The sequence below is a fragment of the Cobetia sp. cqz5-12 genome, assembly GCF_016495405.1.
In the GTDB taxonomy this organism is placed as follows: Bacteria; Pseudomonadota; Gammaproteobacteria; order Pseudomonadales; family Halomonadaceae; genus Cobetia.
Genome location: NZ_CP044522.1, coordinates 758406 through 779253, shown reverse-complemented (window position 1 = coordinate 779253; position 20848 = coordinate 758406). Strand labels below are relative to the sequence as shown.

At 63.3% G+C, this 20848-nt stretch carries 17 protein-coding genes; 4 read left to right on the top strand and 13 right to left on the bottom strand.

Annotation, left to right across the window (positions count from 1 at the left end; genetic code table 11):
* Positions 1 to 227: 227 nt before the first annotated feature.
* Entirely contained in the window at positions 228 to 1604 is a 1377-nt protein-coding gene (locus F8A90_RS03305) for a glutamine synthetase family protein (RefSeq protein ID WP_200018969.1), read from the top strand.
* A 270-nt stretch (positions 1605 to 1874) separates the two neighbouring features.
* Here the strand turns inward: F8A90_RS03305 and F8A90_RS03300 are convergent, their stop codons facing one another.
* The 13 genes from F8A90_RS03300 to hemA all read right to left on the bottom strand — a co-directional run bounded on the left by F8A90_RS03300 (position 1875) and on the right by hemA (position 16771).
* Positions 1875 to 3167 (bottom strand): NAD(P)/FAD-dependent oxidoreductase, encoded by a 1293-nt coding sequence (locus F8A90_RS03300; protein ID WP_200018966.1) that lies wholly within the window; start codon positions 3165 to 3167, stop codon positions 1875 to 1877.
* A gap of 231 nt (positions 3168 to 3398) precedes the next feature.
* Positions 3399 to 4781 carry a glutamine synthetase family protein gene (locus F8A90_RS03295; RefSeq protein WP_200018964.1) on the bottom strand — a complete coding sequence of 461 codons (1383 nt, stop codon included), beginning with the start codon at positions 4779 to 4781 and terminating at the stop codon, positions 3399 to 3401.
* Positions 4782 to 4854: 73 nt separating this feature from the next.
* Positions 4855 to 5919 (bottom strand): ABC transporter substrate-binding protein, encoded by a 1065-nt coding sequence (locus tag F8A90_RS03290; protein WP_200018961.1) that lies wholly within the window; start codon positions 5917 to 5919, stop codon positions 4855 to 4857.
* A gap of 132 nt (positions 5920 to 6051) precedes the next feature.
* Positions 6052 to 7116, bottom strand: a complete 1065-nt coding sequence (locus F8A90_RS03285; RefSeq protein WP_200018959.1) for an ABC transporter substrate-binding protein — start codon at positions 7114 to 7116, stop codon at positions 6052 to 6054.
* 105 nt (positions 7117 to 7221) lie between these two features.
* Positions 7222 to 8022 carry an ABC transporter permease gene (locus F8A90_RS03280; RefSeq protein ID WP_200018957.1) on the bottom strand — a complete coding sequence of 267 codons (801 nt, stop codon included), beginning with the start codon at positions 8020 to 8022 and terminating at the stop codon, positions 7222 to 7224.
* Positions 8019 to 8942 (bottom strand): ABC transporter permease, encoded by a 924-nt coding sequence (locus tag F8A90_RS03275; protein ID WP_200018954.1) that lies wholly within the window; start codon positions 8940 to 8942, stop codon positions 8019 to 8021. The genes F8A90_RS03280 and F8A90_RS03275 overlap by 4 nt, the downstream gene beginning before the upstream one ends.
* 2 nt (positions 8943 to 8944) lie before the next feature.
* Entirely contained in the window at positions 8945 to 10213 is a 1269-nt protein-coding gene (locus tag F8A90_RS03270; protein ID WP_233593426.1) for an ABC transporter ATP-binding protein, read from the bottom strand.
* Positions 10214 to 10288: 75 nt separating this feature from the next.
* Positions 10289 to 11626 carry an NAD(P)/FAD-dependent oxidoreductase gene (locus tag F8A90_RS03265; RefSeq protein ID WP_200018952.1) on the bottom strand — a complete coding sequence of 446 codons (1338 nt, stop codon included), beginning with the start codon at positions 11624 to 11626 and terminating at the stop codon, positions 10289 to 10291.
* Between the two features lie 315 nt (positions 11627 to 11941).
* Positions 11942 to 12694, bottom strand: a complete 753-nt coding sequence (locus F8A90_RS03260; RefSeq protein ID WP_200018950.1) for a HesA/MoeB/ThiF family protein — start codon at positions 12692 to 12694, stop codon at positions 11942 to 11944.
* 72 nt (positions 12695 to 12766) lie between these two features.
* Complete coding sequence (locus tag F8A90_RS03255; protein ID WP_043335877.1) at positions 12767 to 13267, bottom strand: Lrp/AsnC ligand binding domain-containing protein; 501 nt, start codon at positions 13265 to 13267, stop codon at positions 12767 to 12769.
* A gap of 300 nt (positions 13268 to 13567) precedes the next feature.
* Positions 13568 to 14416, bottom strand: coding sequence for a peptide chain release factor N(5)-glutamine methyltransferase (gene prmC / locus F8A90_RS03250; RefSeq protein WP_166019145.1), 849 nt, complete (start codon positions 14414 to 14416; stop codon positions 13568 to 13570).
* Between the two features lies 1 nt (position 14417).
* Positions 14418 to 15503, bottom strand: coding sequence for a peptide chain release factor 1 (gene prfA / locus F8A90_RS03245; protein WP_200018948.1), 1086 nt, complete (start codon positions 15501 to 15503; stop codon positions 14418 to 14420).
* On the bottom strand, positions 15500 to 16771 hold the full coding sequence (hemA, locus tag F8A90_RS03240; RefSeq protein WP_166019143.1) for a glutamyl-tRNA reductase: 1272 nt from the start codon (positions 16769 to 16771) through the stop codon (positions 15500 to 15502). Before hemA ends, prfA begins: the two co-directional genes overlap by 4 nt.
* A gap of 637 nt (positions 16772 to 17408) precedes the next feature.
* Here hemA and F8A90_RS03235 point away from each other — a divergent pair.
* The 3 genes from F8A90_RS03235 to ispE all read left to right on the top strand — a co-directional run bounded on the left by F8A90_RS03235 (position 17409) and on the right by ispE (position 20832).
* Positions 17409 to 19136: a DUF6584 family protein gene (locus F8A90_RS03235; RefSeq protein ID WP_200018946.1), complete on the top strand. Its 1728-nt coding sequence runs from the start codon at positions 17409 to 17411 to the stop codon at positions 19134 to 19136.
* 122 nt (positions 19137 to 19258) lie between these two features.
* A complete protein-coding gene (gene lolB / locus F8A90_RS03230; RefSeq protein ID WP_200018944.1) occupies positions 19259 to 19903 on the top strand; it encodes a lipoprotein insertase outer membrane protein LolB in 645 nt (214 codons plus the stop codon).
* Between the two features lie 56 nt (positions 19904 to 19959).
* Positions 19960 to 20832 carry a 4-(cytidine 5'-diphospho)-2-C-methyl-D-erythritol kinase gene (gene ispE, locus F8A90_RS03225; RefSeq protein ID WP_200018942.1) on the top strand — a complete coding sequence of 291 codons (873 nt, stop codon included), beginning with the start codon at positions 19960 to 19962 and terminating at the stop codon, positions 20830 to 20832.
* Positions 20833 to 20848 lie beyond the last annotated feature (16 nt).

The following is a 20848-nucleotide window of genomic DNA, read 5'->3' as shown; positions in this document are numbered from 1 at the left end:
AAGAAGTGGCAAGGTTTTCTCAACATAGACTGAACGTCATTTCTTGCCAACCGGACAAAAAGCGACAACACCCACCATTCAATCAACCTACTGTTTTTCATGGCATTAAAAACACATTTCACGAGAAGCCTGCTCACGCCATCTGGACAATATTGTAAATTATTTGACAACACGTGTAGCCGTGACGATATATGAAGGACAACAACCCAGTTTCACAGGTGACCTCCATGTACACCCACCCCGTCGATGAGGCCAGAGAGTTTCTGGATCGCCATCCGGAAATCGAGAACATCGACCTGCTGATCAGCGATATCAGTGGCATCCAGCGCGGCAAGCGCATCCCGCGCGAGAATCTGGAAAAGGCCTACGAGAATGGCATCAACCTGCCGGGCTCCGTGTTCGCCATCGATATCGCCGGCAATACCATTGAAGAGACGGGGCTGGGGCTGGAGTCGGGCGATGGGGATCAGGTCTGCCGCCCCATCCCCGGCACCTTGATGCCGGCTCCCTGGCTGCGCAACGGCAAGCAGGGCCAGCTGTTGATGAATATGCGCGATGACAAGGACGGCCCCTTCTTCGCCGACCCGCGCAACCAGCTGCAGAAACAGGTCGACCTGCTGGCCGACATGGGACTCAAGGCGGTGGTGGCACTGGAACTTGAATTCTATCTCGTGGATCGTGAACGCGATGATCTGGGCATGGTCCAGCCGCCGTGCTCTCCGACGACCGGTGAACGCGCCACGGAGAGCCAGCTCTACTCCATCGGCGAGCTGGACGAATACGCCGATTTCCTCGAGGAGATCCAGGACGCGGCGCGCGTGCAGCAGTTGCCGCTGGATACCGCGCTCAAGGAGTGTGCGCCGGGTCAGTTCGAGATCAACCTGATCCATCTCGATGACGCCATGAAGGCCTGCGACAGTGCCGTGCTGCTCAAGCGCCTCATCAAGGGGGTCGCCCTGCGGCATGGCTTCGATGCCACCTTCATGGCCAAGCCGTATGGCGACGAGGCCGGCAATGGCATGCATGTCCACATGAGCCTGGTGGACCCGCATGGCCACAATGTCTTCGCGGCCCCGGACGAGGACCCGCTGGGCACCGAGACGCTGCGTCACGCCATCGGTGGACTGCTGGAACTGATGCCCGCTTCCATGGCGCTGTTCGCACCCAACCTGAATTCCTATCGTCGCTTCCAGCAGGGTCTGTACGTGCCGATGGCGCCGACCTGGGGCTTCGACAACCGCTCGGTGGCCATCCGCATCCCCTCCGGCCCCAATGACGCCCGCCGGATCGAGCATCGTGTCGCCGGCGCTGACGTCAATCCCTACCTGCTGGTCGCTACCCTGCTGGCGTCCGTCATTCACGGCATCCAGCACCGGATCTCGCCGGGCGAGCCCGTCATCGGCAATGCCTATGACCAGTTCGAGCCCAGCCTGACCAACAGCTGGCCCGAAGCCCTGACCCTGCTCGAGGAAAGCGCGCCCCTGACGGAAGCCTTCAGCGAACGCTTCCTGAACGTGTTCATCGCCGGGCGTCGCGCGGAGCGTGAAGCGGCCATGCAGATCATCAGCCGTCTGGAATACGACTGGTATCTGCGCAACATCTAGTCATCTCCATTGCCACGAGACCAGGGCTCAGGACATGACAATCATGAAAACCGTCGCTGTCCGCGCCATTCTTGATCAGCGCCTGCACGGCCACCTCGGTAAGGTGCGGACAGAAATCAGATCGCCCCTGCCCAGCGACACCCGCCTGCGCCCCGCCTTCTGGTCGGGGCGCAGTGCGTTGCGTACCGGGCCAGCGTCACGGCTCTGCCTCATGTAAAAGCCGCCGTCCCACAAGGAAGGCGGCTTCGGGCGTTCTGGAGAACAGACTGATCAGATACCGAGCTTGTCGCGGGTCTGGTAGTACCAGGCACCCACGGCAGACAGCGGCACCCGCAGCATGCGCCCCCCGGGGAATGGCAGGTGCGGCAGGCCGGCGAAGGCATCGAAGCGCCCATCACGGCCGGTCATCACCTCACTGATCAAGCGGCCTGCCAGATGGCTGCAGGTCACGCCGTGGCCGGAATAGCCCTGGGCGTAATAGACATTGTCATTGAGCACGCCGAACTGCGGCAGACGGTTGAGCGTCATCAGGAAGGTGCCGCTCCAGGCGTAGTCGATCCTGACGCTGGCCAGTTGCGGGAAGACCTTGAGCATCTTGGGACGAATCAGGGCTTCGATGTTGCGGGGGTCTTCTCCGCCATAATTGACGCCACCCCCGAAGATGAGTCGGTTGTCACGCGTCAGGCGGTAGTAATCGAGCAGGTAATTGCAGTCTTCCACCGCCATGTCGTTGGGCAGCAGACCTCGCGCCACGTCATCCGCCAGCGGCTCGGTAGTGATGATCTGGGTGCCGCAGGGCATCGACTTGCTCTCGAGCTCCGGCAGCACGCCATTGAGGTAGGCGTTGCCCGCCATCACCACACGGTCGGCCCGCAGGGTGCCGCCAGCCGTCTTGAGCACGACGGGGCTGCCATGCTCGAGACTCACCAGCGGGCTGTGCTCGAAGATCACACCGCCCAGTGATTCGAAGGCTGCGGCTTCGCCCAACACCAGATTGAGCGGATGGATATGGCCACCGGAGTGATCGACCAGCGCACCCGTATAGCCTTCGGCACTCACTTCGCGCTTGTAGGCATCCCCCTCGAGCAACTCTAGGCTGGTGTTGCCATAGCGCTCCCACAGCGCCTTGTGCTCCTTGAGCCCCTTGAGCTGACGGGCATTGCAGGCCGCGAACAGATTGCCGTCCCGCAGATCACAATCGATGCCATGACCGGCGATACGCTCTCGAATGATGCGGTTGCCCTCGAAGGCCATGTCGCCCAACGCGCGTGCCGTCTGGGCACCAAAACGCGCCTCGATCACATCCATGTCGCGACTGTAGCTGTTGACGATCTGCCCGCCATTGCGACCGGAGGCGCCGTATCCCACACGGGCGGCTTCCAGCACCATCACCTTGAGGCCCTGCTCGGCCAGATGCAGCGCTGCCGAGATGCCGGTGAAGCCGGCACCGACGACGCAGACATCACAGCTGACATCCCCCGCAAGCGGAGGACGTTCGGGCACGGCATTGGCGGAGGCTGCATACCAGGAGGCAGCATGCTCCAGAGGCGAAGTGGCACTCATGACCCTTTCCTTGTGGTTATTTTAATCAACATCAATGCACGATATCACGGATAAAAGCCGGAAAAACACCACTATTGACATGCAATAATCGCCAAAAAACAACCACTCCAGGGCAGATTGCAGCCCACTGCAACCCCCGGAACGCCGAGAGGCCGTGACAGGGGTCACGGCCTCTCGGCATCACGCCTCGTCCCTCTGAAGGGTCAGATTGCCGCTACCAGTGACATCGCGTCAGACACGCAACAGCAGGTGTTCGCGCTCCCAGGAGCTGATGACCTGGAAGTACTCGCGATGCTCGGCACGCTTGACGGCCAGGTAGCTCTTCACGAAGCGCTCGCCGAGAATGTCCGCCAATGGCTTGCAGGAGTGCAGCGCATTCAGGGCAGGCCCGATATCGTCCGGCAGGCTGTTGCCGCCCTCCCAGGCAGACCCCACGGCCGGCGGACGCGGTTCGATCTGCGCCATCATGCCCAGATAGCCGCAGGCCAGCGAGGCAGCCATCACCAGGTAGGGATTGGCATCAGCACCGGCCAGGCGGTTCTCGACTCGCGTCCCCTCGGCATCTGACACCGGCACTCGCAATCCGACGGTGCGGTTGTCAAAGCCCCACTCGACGTTGATCGGCGCGGAGCCACTGGTCTCGCTGCGCATCAGGCGGCGATAGGAATTGACGTTGGGCGCGAAGAACGGCATCGCGGACGGCATGTAGGTCTGCAAGCCGCCGATGAAGTGGCGAAACAGGGGGCTGGCACGCCCCTCATCATCCGCGAACAGGTTCCTGCCGGTCGCGACATCCACCAGGCTCTGATGGATATGCATCGAGCTGCCCGGCTGATAGGCCATCGGCTTGGCCATGAAGGTGCCGTACATGCCATGGCGCAATGCCGTCTCGCGCAGCGTACGCTTGAACATCACGACCTGGTCGGCCAGCGCCAGCGGGTCGCCATGCTCGAAATTGACCTCCATCTGCCCGGCCCCCTCTTCATGGATCAGGGTGTCGAGATCCAGCCCCATGGCCTCGCAGTAGTCATACATCTCCTCGAAGAGCGGATCGAATTCATTGACCGCATCGATGGAATAGGACTGACGACTGCTCTCCTGACGACCGCTGCGCCCGATGGGCGGCTCCAGCGGGTAGTCGGAATCCTTGTTGGTCTTGACCAGATAGAACTCGGCTTCAGGAGCCACCACCGGCTTCCAGCCACGTGCGGCATACAGCGCCAGCACTCGCTTGAGCACATAGCGCGGCGACAGCTCCACCGGATCGCCATTGAGGTAATAGCAGTCATGGATGATCTGCGCGGTGGGGTCTTCCGCCCAGGGCACCAGATAGACGGCACTGGTATCCGGGATCAGCTGCATGTCCTGCTCGGCCGGATTCCAGAAGCGACTGTCTTCATCATCCGGATACCCGCCGGTGACGGTCTGGATGAAGATGGAGTCCGGCAGACGCGGCCGACCGCCATTGAGGTACTTGCGCGCCGGCATGATCTTGCCCTTGAGAATGCCGGTCAGGTCGGTGACCAGACATTCCACCTCGGTGATGCCATGTGCCGTAAACCATTCCTGCAGCACGGCTTCGTCGCCTTCGCGACCAGTGGATTCGTACTTCATGACACCTTCCTTGAACGCTACAGGGCAGGCCATGCACTCGACAGCCTGCTTCGATAGACCCTAATGCCAGCGCTCAGCGTGCCTGCACCTCGGACCACAACTGCTGGAAGATCTGCAGCTGCTCGCCGGAGAGACTCGGAGAGAAACGCAGTCGCGCCATGTCCTCTTCGGAGGGCTGAATCGGTGGACGAGTCAGTACCTCATCCAGATACGGTACCGCGGCGGCATTGGGGCTGGCGTAGTAGTTGTAGTTGGAGAGCTGTGCGCCGACCCTGGCATCGAGAATGAAATTGATGAAGGCATTCGCCAGCTCCGGGTGTGGCGCCCTGGCCGGAATCATCATCGAATCCACCCACTTCTCGGTGCCCTCCTCGGGGATGACGAACTTGATGTCAGCGAAGGACTCCGGGTTTTCCTCACGATAGAACAGATAATCGCCATTGAAGGAGAGCCCGGCATGCGTGACCTTGCGCGCCAGCTGCTGCAATGCGGGAGTGCCATCGGAGAAGCCACTGAAGTTGCCACGATGCTTGGTCTCGATCAGCAGCCTGGCCGCCTCGCGCCAGTCATCGAGATCGGTACAGTCATAGCCGTGGCCAAGATAGGCACAGGCGATGCCCATGCTGACTTGTCCGCCGGTCATCATGCCGAAGGGGTAAGCATCATTGACGGCAGAATCAAACAATATGGACCAACTCTTCGGGGCCTCCTTGAAGGTACTGGCGTTGTAGACCAGCCCCGTGACACCCCATTGATAGGGCGCGGCATAATCCAGTCCTTCGCCCAGCACCGGATCACGGAACTGCTCGGCGAGATTGGCCAGATTCGGCACCTTGTCCTTGTCGATCTTCTGCACCAGCCCCATCTCGATCAGCCGCGGTACGTAGTAACTGGAGGGCACGATGATGTCGTACTGGGAGACGCCCCCGGCGTTCAGCTTGGCGACCATTTCCGGCTGCGAGTTGTAGTAGTTCTCGACCACCTCAACGCCGAACTTCTCCTCGAAGGCGGTGATGATGTCCGGGTCCATGTACTGGGTCCAGTTGAAGAGATACAGCTTCCTGTCTTCGGCCTGGACGACGCCAGCCATCAGCAGACCACTGATGACCACGGCGAAGCGCAGTGTGTTGTCTGTCATCACGATGCTCCATGCGTGGATGCACATCTGGCGAAATCACGTCAGGTACCCGGTCCGGCAAGCCCTCTGCAGCGCTTCGCACGGATCTCGAGATCACGCCTGTCATGCCACTGACAGGCGTGACGCGTCACCTCAGCGGGACTGCACTTCCGACCACAGCTGCTGGAAGACCTGCAACTGCTGACCGGAGAGACTCGGCGAGAAGCGCAGTCGCTTCATGTCCTCTTCGGAGGGCTGGATCGGTGGCTGGGTCAGCACCTCATCCAGATACGGGGACGCCGCGGCATTGGGGCTGGCGTAATAGTTGTAGTTGGAAAGCTGTGCACCGACCTTGGCATCGAGAATGAAGTTGATGAAGGCATTCGCCAGCTCAGGATGCGGTGCCTTGGCCGGGATCATCATCGAATCGACCCACTTCTCGGCCCCTTCGTCGGGGATGACGAACTTGATGTCAGCGAAGGATTCCGGGTTCTCATCCAGATAGAAGAGGTAATCGCCGTTGTAGGACAGCGCGCCGTGCGTGACCTTGCGCGCCAGCTGCTGAAGTGCCGGCGTGCCATCGGAGAAGCCGCTGAAGTTGTCGCGATGCTTGGTCTCGATCAGCAGCTTGGCCGCCTCGCGCCAGTCGTCGAGATCCGTACAGTCATAGCCGTGTCCCAGATAGGCACAGGCGGTGCCCATGCTGACCTGACCATCTCCCATCAAGCTGAACGGCCAGGCACCATTGACCTCAGGATCGAACAGTACCGACCAGCTCTTGGGCGCATCCTTGAAGGTACTGGCGTTGTAGACCAGCCCTGTCACGCCCCACTGGTAGGGAGCGGTATATTCGGCTCCGGGATCGAAGCTCGGGTCACTGAACTGTTCGGCAACATTGGCCAGATTCGGCACCTTGGCCTTGTCGATCTTCTGCACCAGGCCAGTCTCGATGAGACGTGGCACATAGTAATTTGACGGCACGATGATGTCGTACTGGGAGACGCCGCCCGCGTTGAGCTTGGCCAGCATTTCCGGCAGCGAGTTATAGTAATTCTCGACCACCTCCACCCCGTACTTCTCCTCGAAGGCGGTGATGATGTCCGGGTCCATGTACTGGGTCCAGTTGAAGAGATACAGCTTCTTGTCTTCGGCCTGGACGGCACCTGCCAACAGCAGACTGCCGATGGCAACAGCGAAACGCAGCGTGTTGTTTGTCATTTTGATGCTCCGCTCAACGTGCTTGAGAAATGATGGGTGATGGGTGCGCCGACCCGACGCCGGCAAGGACAGCAGTGTCAGACCGCCTGTGGATATTGCGTATGCTCACGACGCCGCGCGCCGTCGCGTCAGTACCAGACTCATGAGCGCCGCCAGGGCGACCGCCGCCATCATCAGTGTGGCGATGGCATTGATTTCCGGTGTCACGCCCTTGCGTATCGCGCTCCAGATGTAGATGGGCAAGGTGGCGCTCTCCGGTCCGGCGGTAAAGAAACTGATCACGAAATCGTCCAGCGACAGCGTGAAGGACAGCAGGAAGCCCGAGATCAATGCTGGCTTGAGTGTCGGCAACATGAAGAACTGCACGCGCTGCCGCGGTGTCGCGTAGAGGTCCTTGGCCGCCTCGAACAGCGTCGGGTCCAGCCCGACGAAGCGCGAGTAGACGATCAACGCCACGAACGGCACCTGGAAGGTGACGTGTGCGATGGTCATGGTGGTCAGCCCCGGCGACAGCAGGCCGGTCAACTCATTGATCTTGACGAAGAAGGTCATTTCCGAGATCCCGAACACGATATCCGGCAGCACGATGGGCAGATAGATCAGCACGATCAGCCAGCCCAGCTTGCGGTGACGGTGGCGATACATGCCATACCCGATCAGCGTGCCGATCATCAGCGCCAGCAATGACGACACCACTGCAAGCAGCAGCGAATTGCCCAGCGCCGACAGAATCGCGTCATTGCCCAGCAGACGCCGATACCAGCGCAGCGACACGCCCGTGAAGCTGGCAGCACTGTTGGAGGCATTGAAGGAGAACAGCATCACCACGATCAGCGGCAGATACAGAAAACCGAGCGTCAGCCACCAGAAGCCCCGCAATCCCTTGTGAAAGCGCCCGCGCTTCATATCACCACCTCTTCACCGCCGCCCAGCCGCTTGCCGATGCGGCGCATGGCGTAGAGGCCGATGAAGGTCGCGATCAGCATCAGGATCGCTCCCGCCGCTCCCAGTGGCCAATTGGCGCTGCCAGCGAACTGATTGGCGACCAAGTTGCCCAGCATCATGCCCTTGCCGCCGCCCAGCAGCTCCGGAATCACGTACATGCCGAAGGCTGGAATCGCCACCAGCACGACACCCGCCAACAGCCCCGGCAGCGTCTGGGGAAAGACGGCGTGCCAGAAGGCCTTGAGCGGCGAGGCGTAGAGGTCCTGCGCCGCCTCCACCAGCGAGAGGTTCAACTTCTCGAAGGCGGCGTACAGCGGCAGCACCATGAACGGCAGGAAGTTGTAGACCAGCCCCAGGGTGACCGCGAAATTGGACGGATAGAGCCCCATGTTGGGCGCGATCATGCCCATGGCTTCCGCCAGCTCCGCCAGTGGCGTGCCCGGTGCCAGCAGATTCATCCAGCCGAAGGTGCGAATGACCTGATTGGTCCAGGACGGCACGACTACCGCGAGCAGCATGATCGGCCGCCAGCGCTGGTCTGACTGCGAGATGTAATAGGCGATCGGGTAGGCCACCAGCACCACCAGCAGGGTGGAAAGCACGGTCTGCCACAGCGAGCGCCCCAGCGTCATCAGGTTGCCCGGACTCCAGCCGAGAAAGCCCTGCCCGGCCAGCTGCGTGAACGAGGTCAATGACAACGGCATTTCCGGCAGTCCATAGGGGCCGTTGGTCATGAAGGCCACGCTCATCAGATAGAGACTGGGCAGCACCAGAAAGACGATGATCCACAGTGCACCGGGCGCGACCGTCAGCAACAGGTGGCGTGACTCGGCGACCACCGCGCGGCTACGCGCAGTGGCCAGGGTTGCGTGATAGGCCATTGTCATTCTCCCAGCGTGATCAGATCTTGCGCGGCGACCACCACATCGACCTGGTCACCGACGTCCGGCAGCTGCCCCCCCCGGTTGTTGACCACCACCTGCACGCTGACACCCGCCACCTCGACGCGATATTCGGCGTGGCTGCCGCGGTAGAGTCGCTCCTGCACTCGGCCCGGCAAGTGATTCTCCAGTACGTCGTGACGCTCGAACTCGCTGGCGGGACGCCGGCGCAGGTCCAGCGTCTCGGGGCGCAGCAGCAGCAGACTGCCAGTGCCCGGTGCCTGTGCGGTCAGTACGCCCAGCGGCGTGGTCAGTCGGATGGCATCACTGCGGCTGTCATCGCGAGCCGTGACGTCGAACAGATTGGCATGCCCCATGAAACGCGCCACGAAGGCATTGGCCGGACGCTCGTAGATCTCACGCGGCGAGCCCACCTGCTGGAGGCTGCCGCTGTCGAGCACCGCAATGCGGTCCGACATCACCATCGCTTCCTGCTGATCATGGGTGACGAAGACGAAGGTCATGCCGAGGCGCTTCTGCAGACGCAGCAGCTCGATCTGGATCTGGCTGCGCAGGCCGGCATCCAGTGCCGACAGCGGCTCATCCAGCAGCAGCACATCCGGCTCGCAGACCAGCGCCCGCGCCAGCGCGATACGCTGACGCTGACCACCGGAGAGCTGGTCGACACGACGATCGATCAGGCTGCCCAGCTTGATGAACTCCGCCATCTCGGCAACCCTGGCCTCGCGCTCCCCGGCAGCGACGCCACGCATCTTCAGGCCGAACGCCAGGTTGTCGCGCACCGAGAGATGCGGGAACAGCGCATAGGACTGGAAGACAGTGTTGACGCTACGCTGATGCGGCGGTACCTCGGTGACGTCCCGTCCGCCGATCACCACCTGACCTTCATCCAGCGCCTCGAGACCGGCCAGAATCCGCAACAGTGTCGTCTTGCCACAGCCCGAAGGGCCCAGCAGCGTAAAGAACTCGCCGGGTTGGATGCTCAGATCCACGCCGTCCAGAGCCGCCACCTCATTGCCGAAGCGTTTGTGCAGCCCCTTGAGCTGAATGGAGGACGCCGCGCGTCGCGTCAGCGCGGGATGATCCGCATTCGCGCCGTGGCTCTCACCGCCATGCTCACTGACGTTCTCGCTGGCGTGCGTACCGCCAGGCGCCCGCACAGCGACAGGCTTTGCCGCCGCAAGCTGCTCAGGTGTACCAGCGTCCTTGCCATCCACCGCGCTCATCGCGCCTCCCTTGCGATTATTCACCAGTCGTTTCCAGCACTTGGGCTGTCGGGGGGTTCAACAGTGTCAAATGTGCAGCACCTTCATCATGGCCTCGGCCTAGAGCCGATCACGTAACGTGTAAAAGCTGGTCGCCAGGACCAGCAGAGGGGTTCGCAGCCAGCGCCCACCCACGAAGGGGCGATGCGGCATGGCGGCAAAGATATCGAAACGTTCCGCCTGGCCGGCGATCGTCTCGGCGACCAGCTTGCCCGCCAGTCCTGCAAGCGACATGCCATGTCCCGAGTAGCCCTGGGCGTAATAGACATTCGGCGCGAGACGCCCGAAGTCGGGTGCGCGATTCATGGTGATGGCCACGTCACCGCCCCAGCGGTAATCGATCGCCACGCCATCGAGCACCGGAAACAGGCGACGAATCTTGCTGTCCATGCGCGCCTTGAGGCCATGCGGCTCCTGACCGGTATAGCTCACCTCACCGCCATACAGCAGACGTCTGTCGGCAGAGAGACTGTAGTAGTCGAGCACGAAGTTGGCATCGGAAAGCGCGTCATCCTGGGGCAGGACCTGCGCAACCTGAGCCTCGCTGAGCGGTTCGGTGGCGACGATGTAATTGGCGACGCGCATGATGCGCTCTTCCAGCGAGGCGACGAGGCCATTGAGGTAGGCATTGGTGGCCACGACTACGAATTCGGCGCTCACGCAGCCATGCTCGGTATGGATACGGGCACGCCGTGACGTATCACCGACGGTATCGCCGCTCTGGCCGTGGTCGAGCTGACGCACCCGACTCTGCTCGCAGAGCGTGACGCCGGCCTGCTGGGCAGCTCGTGCCAGTCCGAGGGTGTAGTTGAGCGGATGTAGATGACCGCCCTCGCCATCATGCAGCGCGCCCGGATAGGCATCGGTGACGACCCGCTCGCGCAGCGCATCGCCCTGCAGCCACTGCAGCGCGTGATAGTCGTAATCGCGTGCCATGCGCGACTGGAATTCCTGCAGTTCGCGTACATGACGCGGCTTGACCGCGGCATGCAGGTAGCCCTGGGTGAAATCGCAGGGAATCCGATGCCTGGCGACCAGCTCGGCGGTCAGACGCACGGACTCGCGGCTCATCTCCCAGATGGCGCGTGCCTGCTCGCGTCCCAGCGCCTTCTCGACGGTCGCGATATCGGTGCCGAGCCCCGGCAGGATCTGCCCGCCACTGCGCCCGGAGGCTCCGAAACCGATGGACTGCGCTTCCAGCAGAATGACCGAGTAGCCACGCTCGGCCAGATGCAGCGCAGCGGAGCAGCCCGTGACACCGCCGCCGATCACGCAGACATCGGCACGCTGCTCACCTGCAAGAGGCGGGCATGGGGCAAGCGTCACACGCTGGCTGGCCTGGTAGTAGGAATACGAGCCAGTACTCTCGCTCTGCGTGCCTGATCTGAAGCCGCCCATGCACCCCCTCATCCGCTATTGTTGAGTTTATTCACCATCCACTGGAATATTTGCGATATTTACCACACGTTTCGCCGGAATGCTGCATATTGATTGCGCTGAATGGGAGAAATCTTCAACACCCCATGGTAATGGCGCACCCAGGTGGTGCGCACGCGCGGCATGCGCAGCGCCGACCGTCCCACCACGACATGCGACAAAAAAGCCCCGCCAGCCAGAAAGGCTGCGGGGCTTTTTAGAGACATGCTGTCCTGGAGACATACAGACTCGGGGACAGACTGACCTGGAGAGATACCGACGATTTGCCCGGCTACCTCATGGCGTCTGACTACACACCTGACAGCCGGGATCACGCTTGAGGCCCATGCGTCGCCATTCACCGCTCAGACCATCGAAGGTCGCCAGTCCGCGATGCACGCTGCCGGCCCCGCTGATCAGCTTGAGGGCCTCTAATGCCTGGAAGGCGCCGATGATGCCGACCAGCGGCGCGATGACACCGCTCTCGGCGCAGGTCAGCTCTTCATCGCCCAGCTCATCCGGCGGATACAGACAGCCATAACACGGCGCCTTTGGCTCACGGCGATCAAACACCGCCAGCTGGCCGGAAAAACGAATGGCAGCACCGGACACCAGCGGGGTGCCCGCTGCCACACAGGCGGCGTTGATCGGGAAGCGCGAGCTGAAGCGATCGGTGCAATCAAGCACCACATCTGCTGCCGCGACCTGCTCGGCCAGTGCCTCACCCTCGAGACGCTCCGACAACGCGATCACCTCGGTATCGGGGTTGATCGCCAACAGCGAGGAAGCAAGTGATTTCGCCTTGGGCTGATCGATGTCGGCGTCACCATGGGCGATCTGGCGCTGCAGATTGGACAGCTCTACGTGGTCATCATCGGCCACCACCAGGGTGCCGATGCCCGCGGCTGCCAGATAGAGCGCTGCCGGGCAGCCCAGACCACCTGCCCCGATCACCAGAACCCGCGCCGCCAACAGGCGCTGCTGCCCGGCGATGTCGACCTGAGGGAGCAGGATCTGGCGCGAGTAGCGCAGCAATTGCGAATCTTGCATGGGAGAGAAGCCGCCTATCGGTAAATGAAGTGAGAAGCCACGAGCCCTGTCTGGCAACAACAGGGCTTGCCACTACTTGGCATCCAGCTCCTCGATATCGGGCACATGCAGCGAGAACTGCTCCTTGACCTCTTCCATCACCACATAACTCTTGGATTCCTTGACACCGGGAAGCGTCAGCACCACATCGCCAAGCAGCTGACGATAGGCGGACATTTCCGGAATTCGGCACTTGAGGATGTAGTCGAACTGACCGGAGACCAGATGACATTCCTGGATCTGCGGCAGCTTGGAGACGGCGCGGCGGAATTCATCGAACACCGACGGCGACTGCGTCTCGAGACTGATCTCGACGAAGACCAGCAGATTGGCCTTGAGCGCCTTGGGGTCGAGCACCGCCTTGTAACCGCGGATGACGCCGGCACGCTCGAGGCGTTTGACGCGCTCCAGGCACGGCGTGGTGGAAAGGCCGACTTCCGAGGCGAGGTCGACATAGGAGATGCGGGCATTCTCTTGCAGGCAACGCAGAATCTTGAGGTCGATGCGGTCCAGAGAGCGTGATTTTGCTTTCATTGTAATAGTTTTCCCAGCAGGGTGACTTGCAGCAGGATCATCCGTGCTCCTGGCTTCCGTGCAGTCAGGCCGTCGGATAACAAGGGGGTTATCAGATGACCATGCCAATCATGCAGGTTCATTACTATCATACCCGGCCAACAGGGGATACGCCTTCACTGGCGGTACTGTGACGAGGATTCCACGCAGACTTCACTGAAAACGGTGGAATGCACTACGGGAGTGCCAAGCGCAGGTTATCAGCGTGGATCATGCACGGGCACCGCTAGATGAGCAGCGCTACACGGTGCCCGGCGAGCATCAGGCCAGCTTGCCCAGCGTGATGCGTTCGCGCCCGCCCAGGTCTTCCAGGGTCTCGACGTCGACGAAGCCGCCGGCACGCAGTGCCTCGCGGACTTCACTGCCCTGGGTAAGACCATGTTCAAGCATCAGATGACCGCCTGCGGCCAGATGCTGCGGTGCCGTCGCGATCAGGTGCAGGAAATCTGCCAGTCCAGACTTGTCCGCGACCAGCGCCGAGCGTGGTTCGAAGCGCACATCGCCAAGCGCGAGATGCGGGTCATCATCGGCCAGATAGGGAGGATTGGAAGTGATCAGCGCGAAGTCGGTCTCGGTGACGGCACTGAACCAGTCACTTTGGCGGAATTCGGCATTGGCGATCGCCAGGCGCTCGGCATTGCCACGCGCAAGCTGCACGGCTTCCTCGATGAGATCGACCCCCAGCACCTGCCACTGCGGGCGATGACGTGCAAAGGCCAGCGCGATGGCACCGGTGCCGGTGCCGAGATCCAGCAACTTGCCGCTGGTGGCCTCGGCCAGTTCCAGCGCGCACTCCACCATGACCTCGGTATCCGGGCGCGGAATCAACGTGGCCGGTGAACAGGCCAGCGTCAGGCCATAGAACTCACGCCGCCCGAGCAGGTGCGCCACGGGATGGCCCTCGGCCCGACGCGCCAGCAGCGCCTCGAAACGTGCCACGCCCTCGGCGCCGGCCTCGCTCTCGAGATCACGATCGCCCCAGGTGTAGAACCAGGTGCGCTCACGCCCCATTACCTCGCCCAGCAGCAACTCGGCATCCAGACGCGGGGAATCACTGCCCGCCTCGCTCAGGCGGGCAGTCGCGGCTGCCAGGGTGACATCGATTCTCACCTTATTGCTCCTGCAATGCGGTCAGCTGATCGGCCTGGTATTCCACCACCAGCGGCTCGATCACCTCGTCCAGCTGGCCGGCGATCACTTCATTGAGCTTGTAGAGCGTCAGGTTGATGCGGTGATCGGTCAGACGCCCCTGCGGGAAGTTGTAGGTCCGGATGCGCTCGGAGCGATCGCCCGAGCCGACCAGCTTGCGACGCGCATCGGAGGTGGCCTGTGCCTGGCTGTCCACCGCGGCCTGCTTGAGACGCGCCGCCAGCAGTGACATGGCGCGCGCGCGGTTCTTGTGCTGACTGCGCTCGTCCTGACACTCCACCACCACGCCGGTGGGCAGGTGGGTGATGCGAATCGCGGAATCCGTGGTGTTGACGTGCTGACCACCGGCGCCGGAGCTGCGATAGGTATCCACGCGCAGGTCGGCCGGATTGATGTCGACGTCACCGACTTCATCGGCCTCGGGCATCACCGCCACGGTGCAGGCCGAGGTATGGATACGCCCCTGGGATTCGGTAGCAGGCACGCGCTGCACACGGTGCGCGCCGGACTCGAACTTGAGGCGCGAGTAGACGCCTTCGCCCTTGACGCGGGCGATGACTTCCTTGAAGCCGCCGTGCTCGCCGTGACTGGCGCTGACGGTCTCGACCTTCCAGCCCTTGAGCTCGGCGTAGCGCGAGTACATCTTGAACAGGTCACCGGCGAACAGCGCCGCCTCGTCACCGCCCGTGCCGGCGCGCACCTCGAGGAAGACGTTGGCGCCATCATCCGGGTCACGCGGAATCAGCAGCTGGGTGATCTCGGCTTCCAGCACCTCAAGCGCGGCATCGGTATCGCGGACTTCCTCACGCGCCATGTCGCGCATCTCGGGGTCACTGTCCTCCGCCATCGCCAGCGCGGCGTCACGGTCTTCGTTCAGGCCGCGATGGCGGCGCCATGCCTCGATCAATGGCTCAAGCTCGGCATACTCCCGCGACAGGTCGCGGAACCTGGCCTGGTTCCCGATCACTTCGGGCTCCGACAACAGTGCGGAGATCTCCTCGAAGCGGTCATGGAAGGTGTCGAGCTTGGAGATGAGGCTGTCTTTCATGAAGGGTCCTGTGATGAATCAGCCGGCGCGAGCAGAAGCGTCTGGGCCGTCTGAAGAATATCCTGGCGATCGTCTCCCGAGGCCTGGCGCAGTGCCAGCGTCGGGTGATGCATGAAGCGATTGGCCAGCTGGCGAGCCAGCTGCGCGACCACTTCCTGGGGGTCGCGTCCCTGATCGAGCTCCGCCAGCGCCTGCGCCTCGCATTCGGCGCGCAGTTGCTCGCCATGGCTGCGGTAGCGCTTGATGACTTCGCCACCACTGCGCACCCGCTTGAGGTGCTGCCAGGCGTTGACACCCTGGCGAATCAGCTCTTCTGCCTGGGCAGCAGCCAGCTCGCGGTGGCGACGATTCTCGTCGATCACTTCCTGCAGGTCATCGACGGTATAGAGGAAGACGTCGTCGAGGTCACCGACCTGCGGCTCGATATCGCGCGGCACGGCGATGTCGACCATGAACACCGGCTTGTAGCGACGCTTCTTGAGCGCGCGCTCCACCATGCCCTTGCCGAGAATCGGCAGCTGGGAAGCGGTGGAGGCTATCACGATATCGGCATTCTCGAGGGCATGCGGGATGCCTTCCAGGCCGATGGCGCTCCCGCCCAGCTCATCAGCCAGACGCTCGGCGCGCGACACGGTGCGGTTGGCGATGCACAGGTTGGCGATGCCCGCTTCCTTGAGATGACGCGCGACGAGTTCGATGGTCTCGCCGGCACCGATCAACAAGGCATTGGCCCGCGAGAAGTCATCGAAGATGTGGCTGGCCATGCTGACGGCGGCGTAGGCTACCGAGACGGGGTTCTCGCCGATACCGGTCTCGGTGCGTACCTGCTTGGCGACCTGGAAGATATGCTGGAAGAGCTGCTCGAGCTCACCGCCCAGACCCACCGAGTTGCGCGCGAACTGATAGGCGTCCTTGAGCTGGCCCAGAATCTGCGGCTCGCCCAGCACCATCGAGTCCAGCCCCACCGCGACGCGGATCAGGTGGCGTACCGCCTCTTCTCCCAGGTGCTGATAGCTGCAGCGCGTCAGCTCCTCCACCGGCAGGCGGTGAAAGCGCCCCAGCCACTCGAGCACCGACTTGGCGCCATCGCTGGTCACGCAGTAGAGCTCGGTACGATTGCAGGTCGACAGCACCGCCGCTTCGGAGACCGCCGGCAGGCGCTTCAATTCGCCCAGCGCGGCATCGAGCTGCGCAGGCGTGAAAGCAACGCGCTCGCGCACGTCAACGGCGGCGGTGCGGTGATTGATGCCAAGGGCAAGAAGGGTCATGGAGTCAGTCGTCAGGGTCTGGCCGGCAGGAATCGGCGTCAATGTCAGGCGGCTCTCGGTGCTGGCCTGCCGCGAGGCAAGGGCCAGGACAGCAGGCAATCCGCGCAGGCTCGGCACCTTTGCACATGTCGACTCAATGGGGACAAAGGCGGCTGTCATAAAGGCACACGAGGCTGCCGAAGCGGCTGAGATCGTAATATTAGCGCGCTCATTCTACCACAGCGTCTGTACCGCGCGACCCCGCAGCACGTCGCAGCCGATGAGGATTTTCCATGATGCTGGCAGGCTATCGCTATCAGCCCGCGCGACGGATCTTTCGGCGTACGAGGCATCTGGTGGGGCATGCCACTTCCTCACGTCGGCAACGCTATCCCCGCTCGCCGCCAGCCGTTATGCTGCGAGACACGACGCCTTCGTCAGCGCCATGCTGCGCGCATGACCTGGTCTACGGCTCGACCGCCCCGTTCTCTCATCCTGCTCCCACTGACAAACGCGAGGTTGCATGCACGCTTCGACTGCCGCAGAACATAGCCCCCCGCACGCTCTCGCCTCTCTTGATGCCCCCCGTCGCCCGCGCGGCGGGTGGAAGTCCTGCATCGTAGGCGGGCTACTGCTGGGCATGACCGGCTGTCAGTCGATGAGCGACTCCGCGCCCCTGTCGGCACAGCCCGACCCTCTGGCCACGGCGCCGCCCATCCAGCAGGGCCTGGATGCCGACAGCCTCAACCAGCTGCTGGGCGCCGAACTCGCCGGACAGCGCGGTGACTATCCCCGCGCTGCCAATGGCTATCTGGCCGCCAGCCGTCACTTCGATGACCCGGAACTGGCGCGACGCGCCGTGCTAGCGGCCCGTTTCGCCGATAACCCGGCCCTGCTGGAGCGCGCCGCCGAACGCTGGCAGCAACTCGATGAGTCTGCCAGCGAGCCCGGCATCATCCGCGCCCGCCTGGCGGTCGAACGAGGCGACTGGCAGGCCGCGCTCGAGCAGCGCCTGATGCTCACCACCAGTGGCGGCAATGGCAATCTGGCGACCCTGGCCGAGCAGGCGATCGATGCCGGCGCCGAACTCGAACCCCTGCTGGCGATGCTGGAGACGCATATCGCCCAGCATCCCGAGCAGCCGATGCCCGGGATTGCCGCGGCACTGTTCGAGGCAGCGCTGGGCAATGAGACCCAGGCGCGTGCACGCCTGGTGCGTCTGGAGAGTGCTCACGCCACGTTGGCAGAGCTCTGGCTGGCGCGCAGCGAGATCGAACGCAGCGCGGGGCGTCTCGAGGCGGCGCGGCGCGCGGTGGCCCAGGGCCTGGAGATCGCTCCCGATGACAGCCGCCTGATCCTGAGCGCCGCGCAGACCGAACTGGCCAGCGGCGATCTGGACGCGGCACGCGAGCGCATCGACAGTCTCATCTCCCGCCATCCCAACGCGCCACGTCTGCGCCTGGCGCTGGCCAGTCTCTATCTTGATGCCGATTCGCCCGAGGACGCCCATCGCCTGCTGCTGCCACTGCTCGATGAAGACCCGGTGCCGGACGCCGCCTACGCCCTGCTGGGGCTGGCCGCCGAGTCCAGCGGCGATGTCGACAACGCCATCCTTTACTACCGTCAGGTGCCGGACGGCGAACGCTACATCTCCAGCCGCGCCCGCGCCGCCCAGCTGCTGGTCGAACATGAGCGCACGGACGAGGCCCGCCAGTTCCTGGCCGTGGAACGCCTGCGTCATCCGCGTCATGCCATGACGCTGCTCAGCTTCGAGATCGACCTGCTCGACTCCCAGGAGGCGCATGCCGAGGCCGATGCACTGCTGAGCAGCAGCATCACCACGCGTCGCAAGGCGCTTGCGCAGGCCAGCGCCGCCCAGCAGGCCGACACGCGCAACACCCTGGAGAGCGAGCTGGGCAGCCTGCTGTTCCTGCGCGGCATCCGCCGACTGGAAGATGATCAGCTGGGCGGCATGGAAGAGGACCTGCGGGAAGTCATCGCACTGGAACCCGACAACGCCAGCGCCTACAACGCGCTCGGCTACACCCTGCTGGTGGAGACGGACCGCCTCGAGGAAGCGCTGGCCTTGATCGAGCGCGCCCACGCGCTGTCGCCCGACGACGCGGCCATTCTGGACAGCCTCGGCTGGGGGCGCTATCTGACCGACGACCTCGACAATGCGCTGGCACCGCTGGAAGCCGCCTGGGCCCAGCAGCAGGATGCCGAGATCGGCGCTCATCTCATCGAGGTGCTATGGGCGCTGGGCCGCGAGGATGAAGCCCGCGGCCTGGCGATAGAGCTGAGCGAGCGCTTCGAAGAAGCCAGCGAGCTCGAAGCCCTGTTCCAGCACATCCCCGAACTGCGCCCGGTCGTCGACGCCCCCTGAAGGGCACTGCCAGGACATCCGGCACTTTCTGCCCACTGGCGAGTCCATTATCCTGACCCGTCAGTGAGTGGAGTCTCACTCACCGCCACTCATCTTCTCGCCATCCGGAAGGCTTTCGCGTCATGATCACTTCTCCCCTGCCACTCTCCCTGCCGAGCCAGGCACGCCGCCTGCTCGGGCCAGCCCTGCTGGCCATGACCCTGGTACTCAGCGGCTGCGCCAGCCAGATGGCCAGCGACAATGCCGGGGACCTGACGCGCAGCGATGGCGACTGGCAGCAACAGGACGCACAACTCGCCGCCCTGACCCACTGGCAGCTGGCGGGCAAGGTCGGCATTCGCACCCCCGAGGAAGGCCACAGCGCCAACCTCGACTGGCAGCAGGACGGCGATGACTACCACATGCTGATCACCGGCCCGCTGGGCGCGGGGCGCACGACCCTGATCCGCGACACCGATGGCGTGCGCCTCTCCTCCTCCGAGGGGGACTTCGAGGCCCCGGATGCCGAGAGCCTGATGCTGGCGCAACTGGGCTGGTCATTGCCTCTGGGCGCCCTAGACAACTGGGTACGCGGCGTACCGGCCGCTGGTGAGCATGACCTCGAGACAGATGAACTGGGCTTCCCGACCACCCTCTACCAGAACGGCTGGGAAGTGGACTATCAGGACTGGACCCGCGCCGAAGGCCTGTGGCTGCCGCGCAAGATGAAGCTCTACTACGGCGACCTCACCGCCACTCTGATCGTCAACCAGTGGCAGGCGCTGTGATCGTGACACCTTCTCCTTCTTCCATGACGACAGCTGCATCCGCATTCGCATCGACCATGACTCTCACCCTGCCGGCACCGGCCAAGCTCAACCGCATGCTGCATATCACGGGCCAGCGCGCCGATGGCTATCACGAGCTGCAGACGCTGTTCCAGTTTCTCGAGCACGGCGACAACCTCAGCTTCACGCTGCGCGACGATGAGGCCATCCGCCTCTCGCCGCCTATTGAAGGTGTGCCCGAAGAGGCCAACCTGATCGTGCGCGCCGCGCGCCTGTTGAGAGAAGCGGCAGTCGCCCGTGGCAAGGTGGCGAGTACAGGCGCCCTGCCGGGGGTCGATATCCGACTCGAGAAGGTGCTGCCGATGGGCGGCGGTCTGGGGGGCGGCAGCAGCGACGCCGCCACGACCCTGCTGGCACTGGACAGACTCTGGGGGCTCGAGCTTGGCGAAGATGCCCTTGCCGAGCTCGGCCTGTCGCTTGGCGCGGATGTGCCGGTCTTCGTGCGCGGCTTCGCCGCCTGGGCCGAAGGCATCGGTGAACGCCTGGTGCCGGCCCCGCTGGACACCCCATGGTTCGTGGTGATCCACCCCGGAATCGAGGTCGCGACACCCGCCGTGTTCGGCCACCCGCAATTGACACGTTCCAGCCTCGCGATTAGTATGGCGCGCGCACTGCAGGGGGGCCGCAACGACTGTGAAGTCGTAGTGCGCACTTTGTACCCGGCAGTCGCCGACGCCCTGGACTGGCTGGACCAGTTCGGCACCGCCAGACTGACGGGCACCGGCGCCTGTGTGTTCTGTGCGTTTGACGACGCACGACAGGCCAGCGAGGTGCTGGGTCGACTCGAACTCGAGCGCCCGATGTGGCACGCCTTCTCGGCACGCGGTTGCAATATCTCCCCTCTACATGCCGCTCTGGCTTCGGCCTGAGCACAGCAACTGGTTG

Coding starts and splice junctions, on each gene's coding strand:
- F8A90_RS03285 (WP_200018959.1), bottom strand. CDS start 7,116: ATGACAAACAACACGCTGCGTTTCGCTGTTGCCATCGGCAGTCTGCTG.
- prfA (WP_200018948.1), bottom strand. CDS start 15,503: ATGAAAGACAGCCTCATCTCCAAGCTCGACACCTTCCATGACCGCTTC.
- F8A90_RS03275 (WP_200018954.1), bottom strand. CDS start 8,942: ATGGCCTATCACGCAACCCTGGCCACTGCGCGTAGCCGCGCGGTGGTC.
- F8A90_RS03235 (WP_200018946.1), top strand. CDS start 17,409: ATGAGCGACTCCGCGCCCCTGTCGGCACAGCCCGACCCTCTGGCCACG.
- F8A90_RS03300 (WP_200018966.1), bottom strand. CDS start 3,167: ATGAGTGCCACTTCGCCTCTGGAGCATGCTGCCTCCTGGTATGCAGCC.
- lolB (WP_200018944.1), top strand. CDS start 19,259: ATGATCACTTCTCCCCTGCCACTCTCCCTGCCGAGCCAGGCACGCCGC.
- F8A90_RS03280 (WP_200018957.1), bottom strand. CDS start 8,022: ATGAAGCGCGGGCGCTTTCACAAGGGATTGCGGGGCTTCTGGTGGCTG.
- F8A90_RS03305 (WP_200018969.1), top strand. CDS start 228: ATGTACACCCACCCCGTCGATGAGGCCAGAGAGTTTCTGGATCGCCAT.
- F8A90_RS03265 (WP_200018952.1), bottom strand. CDS start 11,626: ATGGGCGGCTTCAGATCAGGCACGCAGAGCGAGAGTACTGGCTCGTAT.
- F8A90_RS03260 (WP_200018950.1), bottom strand. CDS start 12,694: ATGCAAGATTCGCAATTGCTGCGCTACTCGCGCCAGATCCTGCTCCCT.
- F8A90_RS03295 (WP_200018964.1), bottom strand. CDS start 4,781: ATGAAGTACGAATCCACTGGTCGCGAAGGCGACGAAGCCGTGCTGCAG.
- ispE (WP_200018942.1), top strand. CDS start 19,960: ATGACTCTCACCCTGCCGGCACCGGCCAAGCTCAACCGCATGCTGCAT.
- F8A90_RS03290 (WP_200018961.1), bottom strand. CDS start 5,919: ATGACAGACAACACACTGCGCTTCGCCGTGGTCATCAGTGGTCTGCTG.
- F8A90_RS03255 (WP_043335877.1), bottom strand. CDS start 13,267: ATGAAAGCAAAATCACGCTCTCTGGACCGCATCGACCTCAAGATTCTG.
- hemA (WP_166019143.1), bottom strand. CDS start 16,771: ATGACCCTTCTTGCCCTTGGCATCAATCACCGCACCGCCGCCGTTGAC.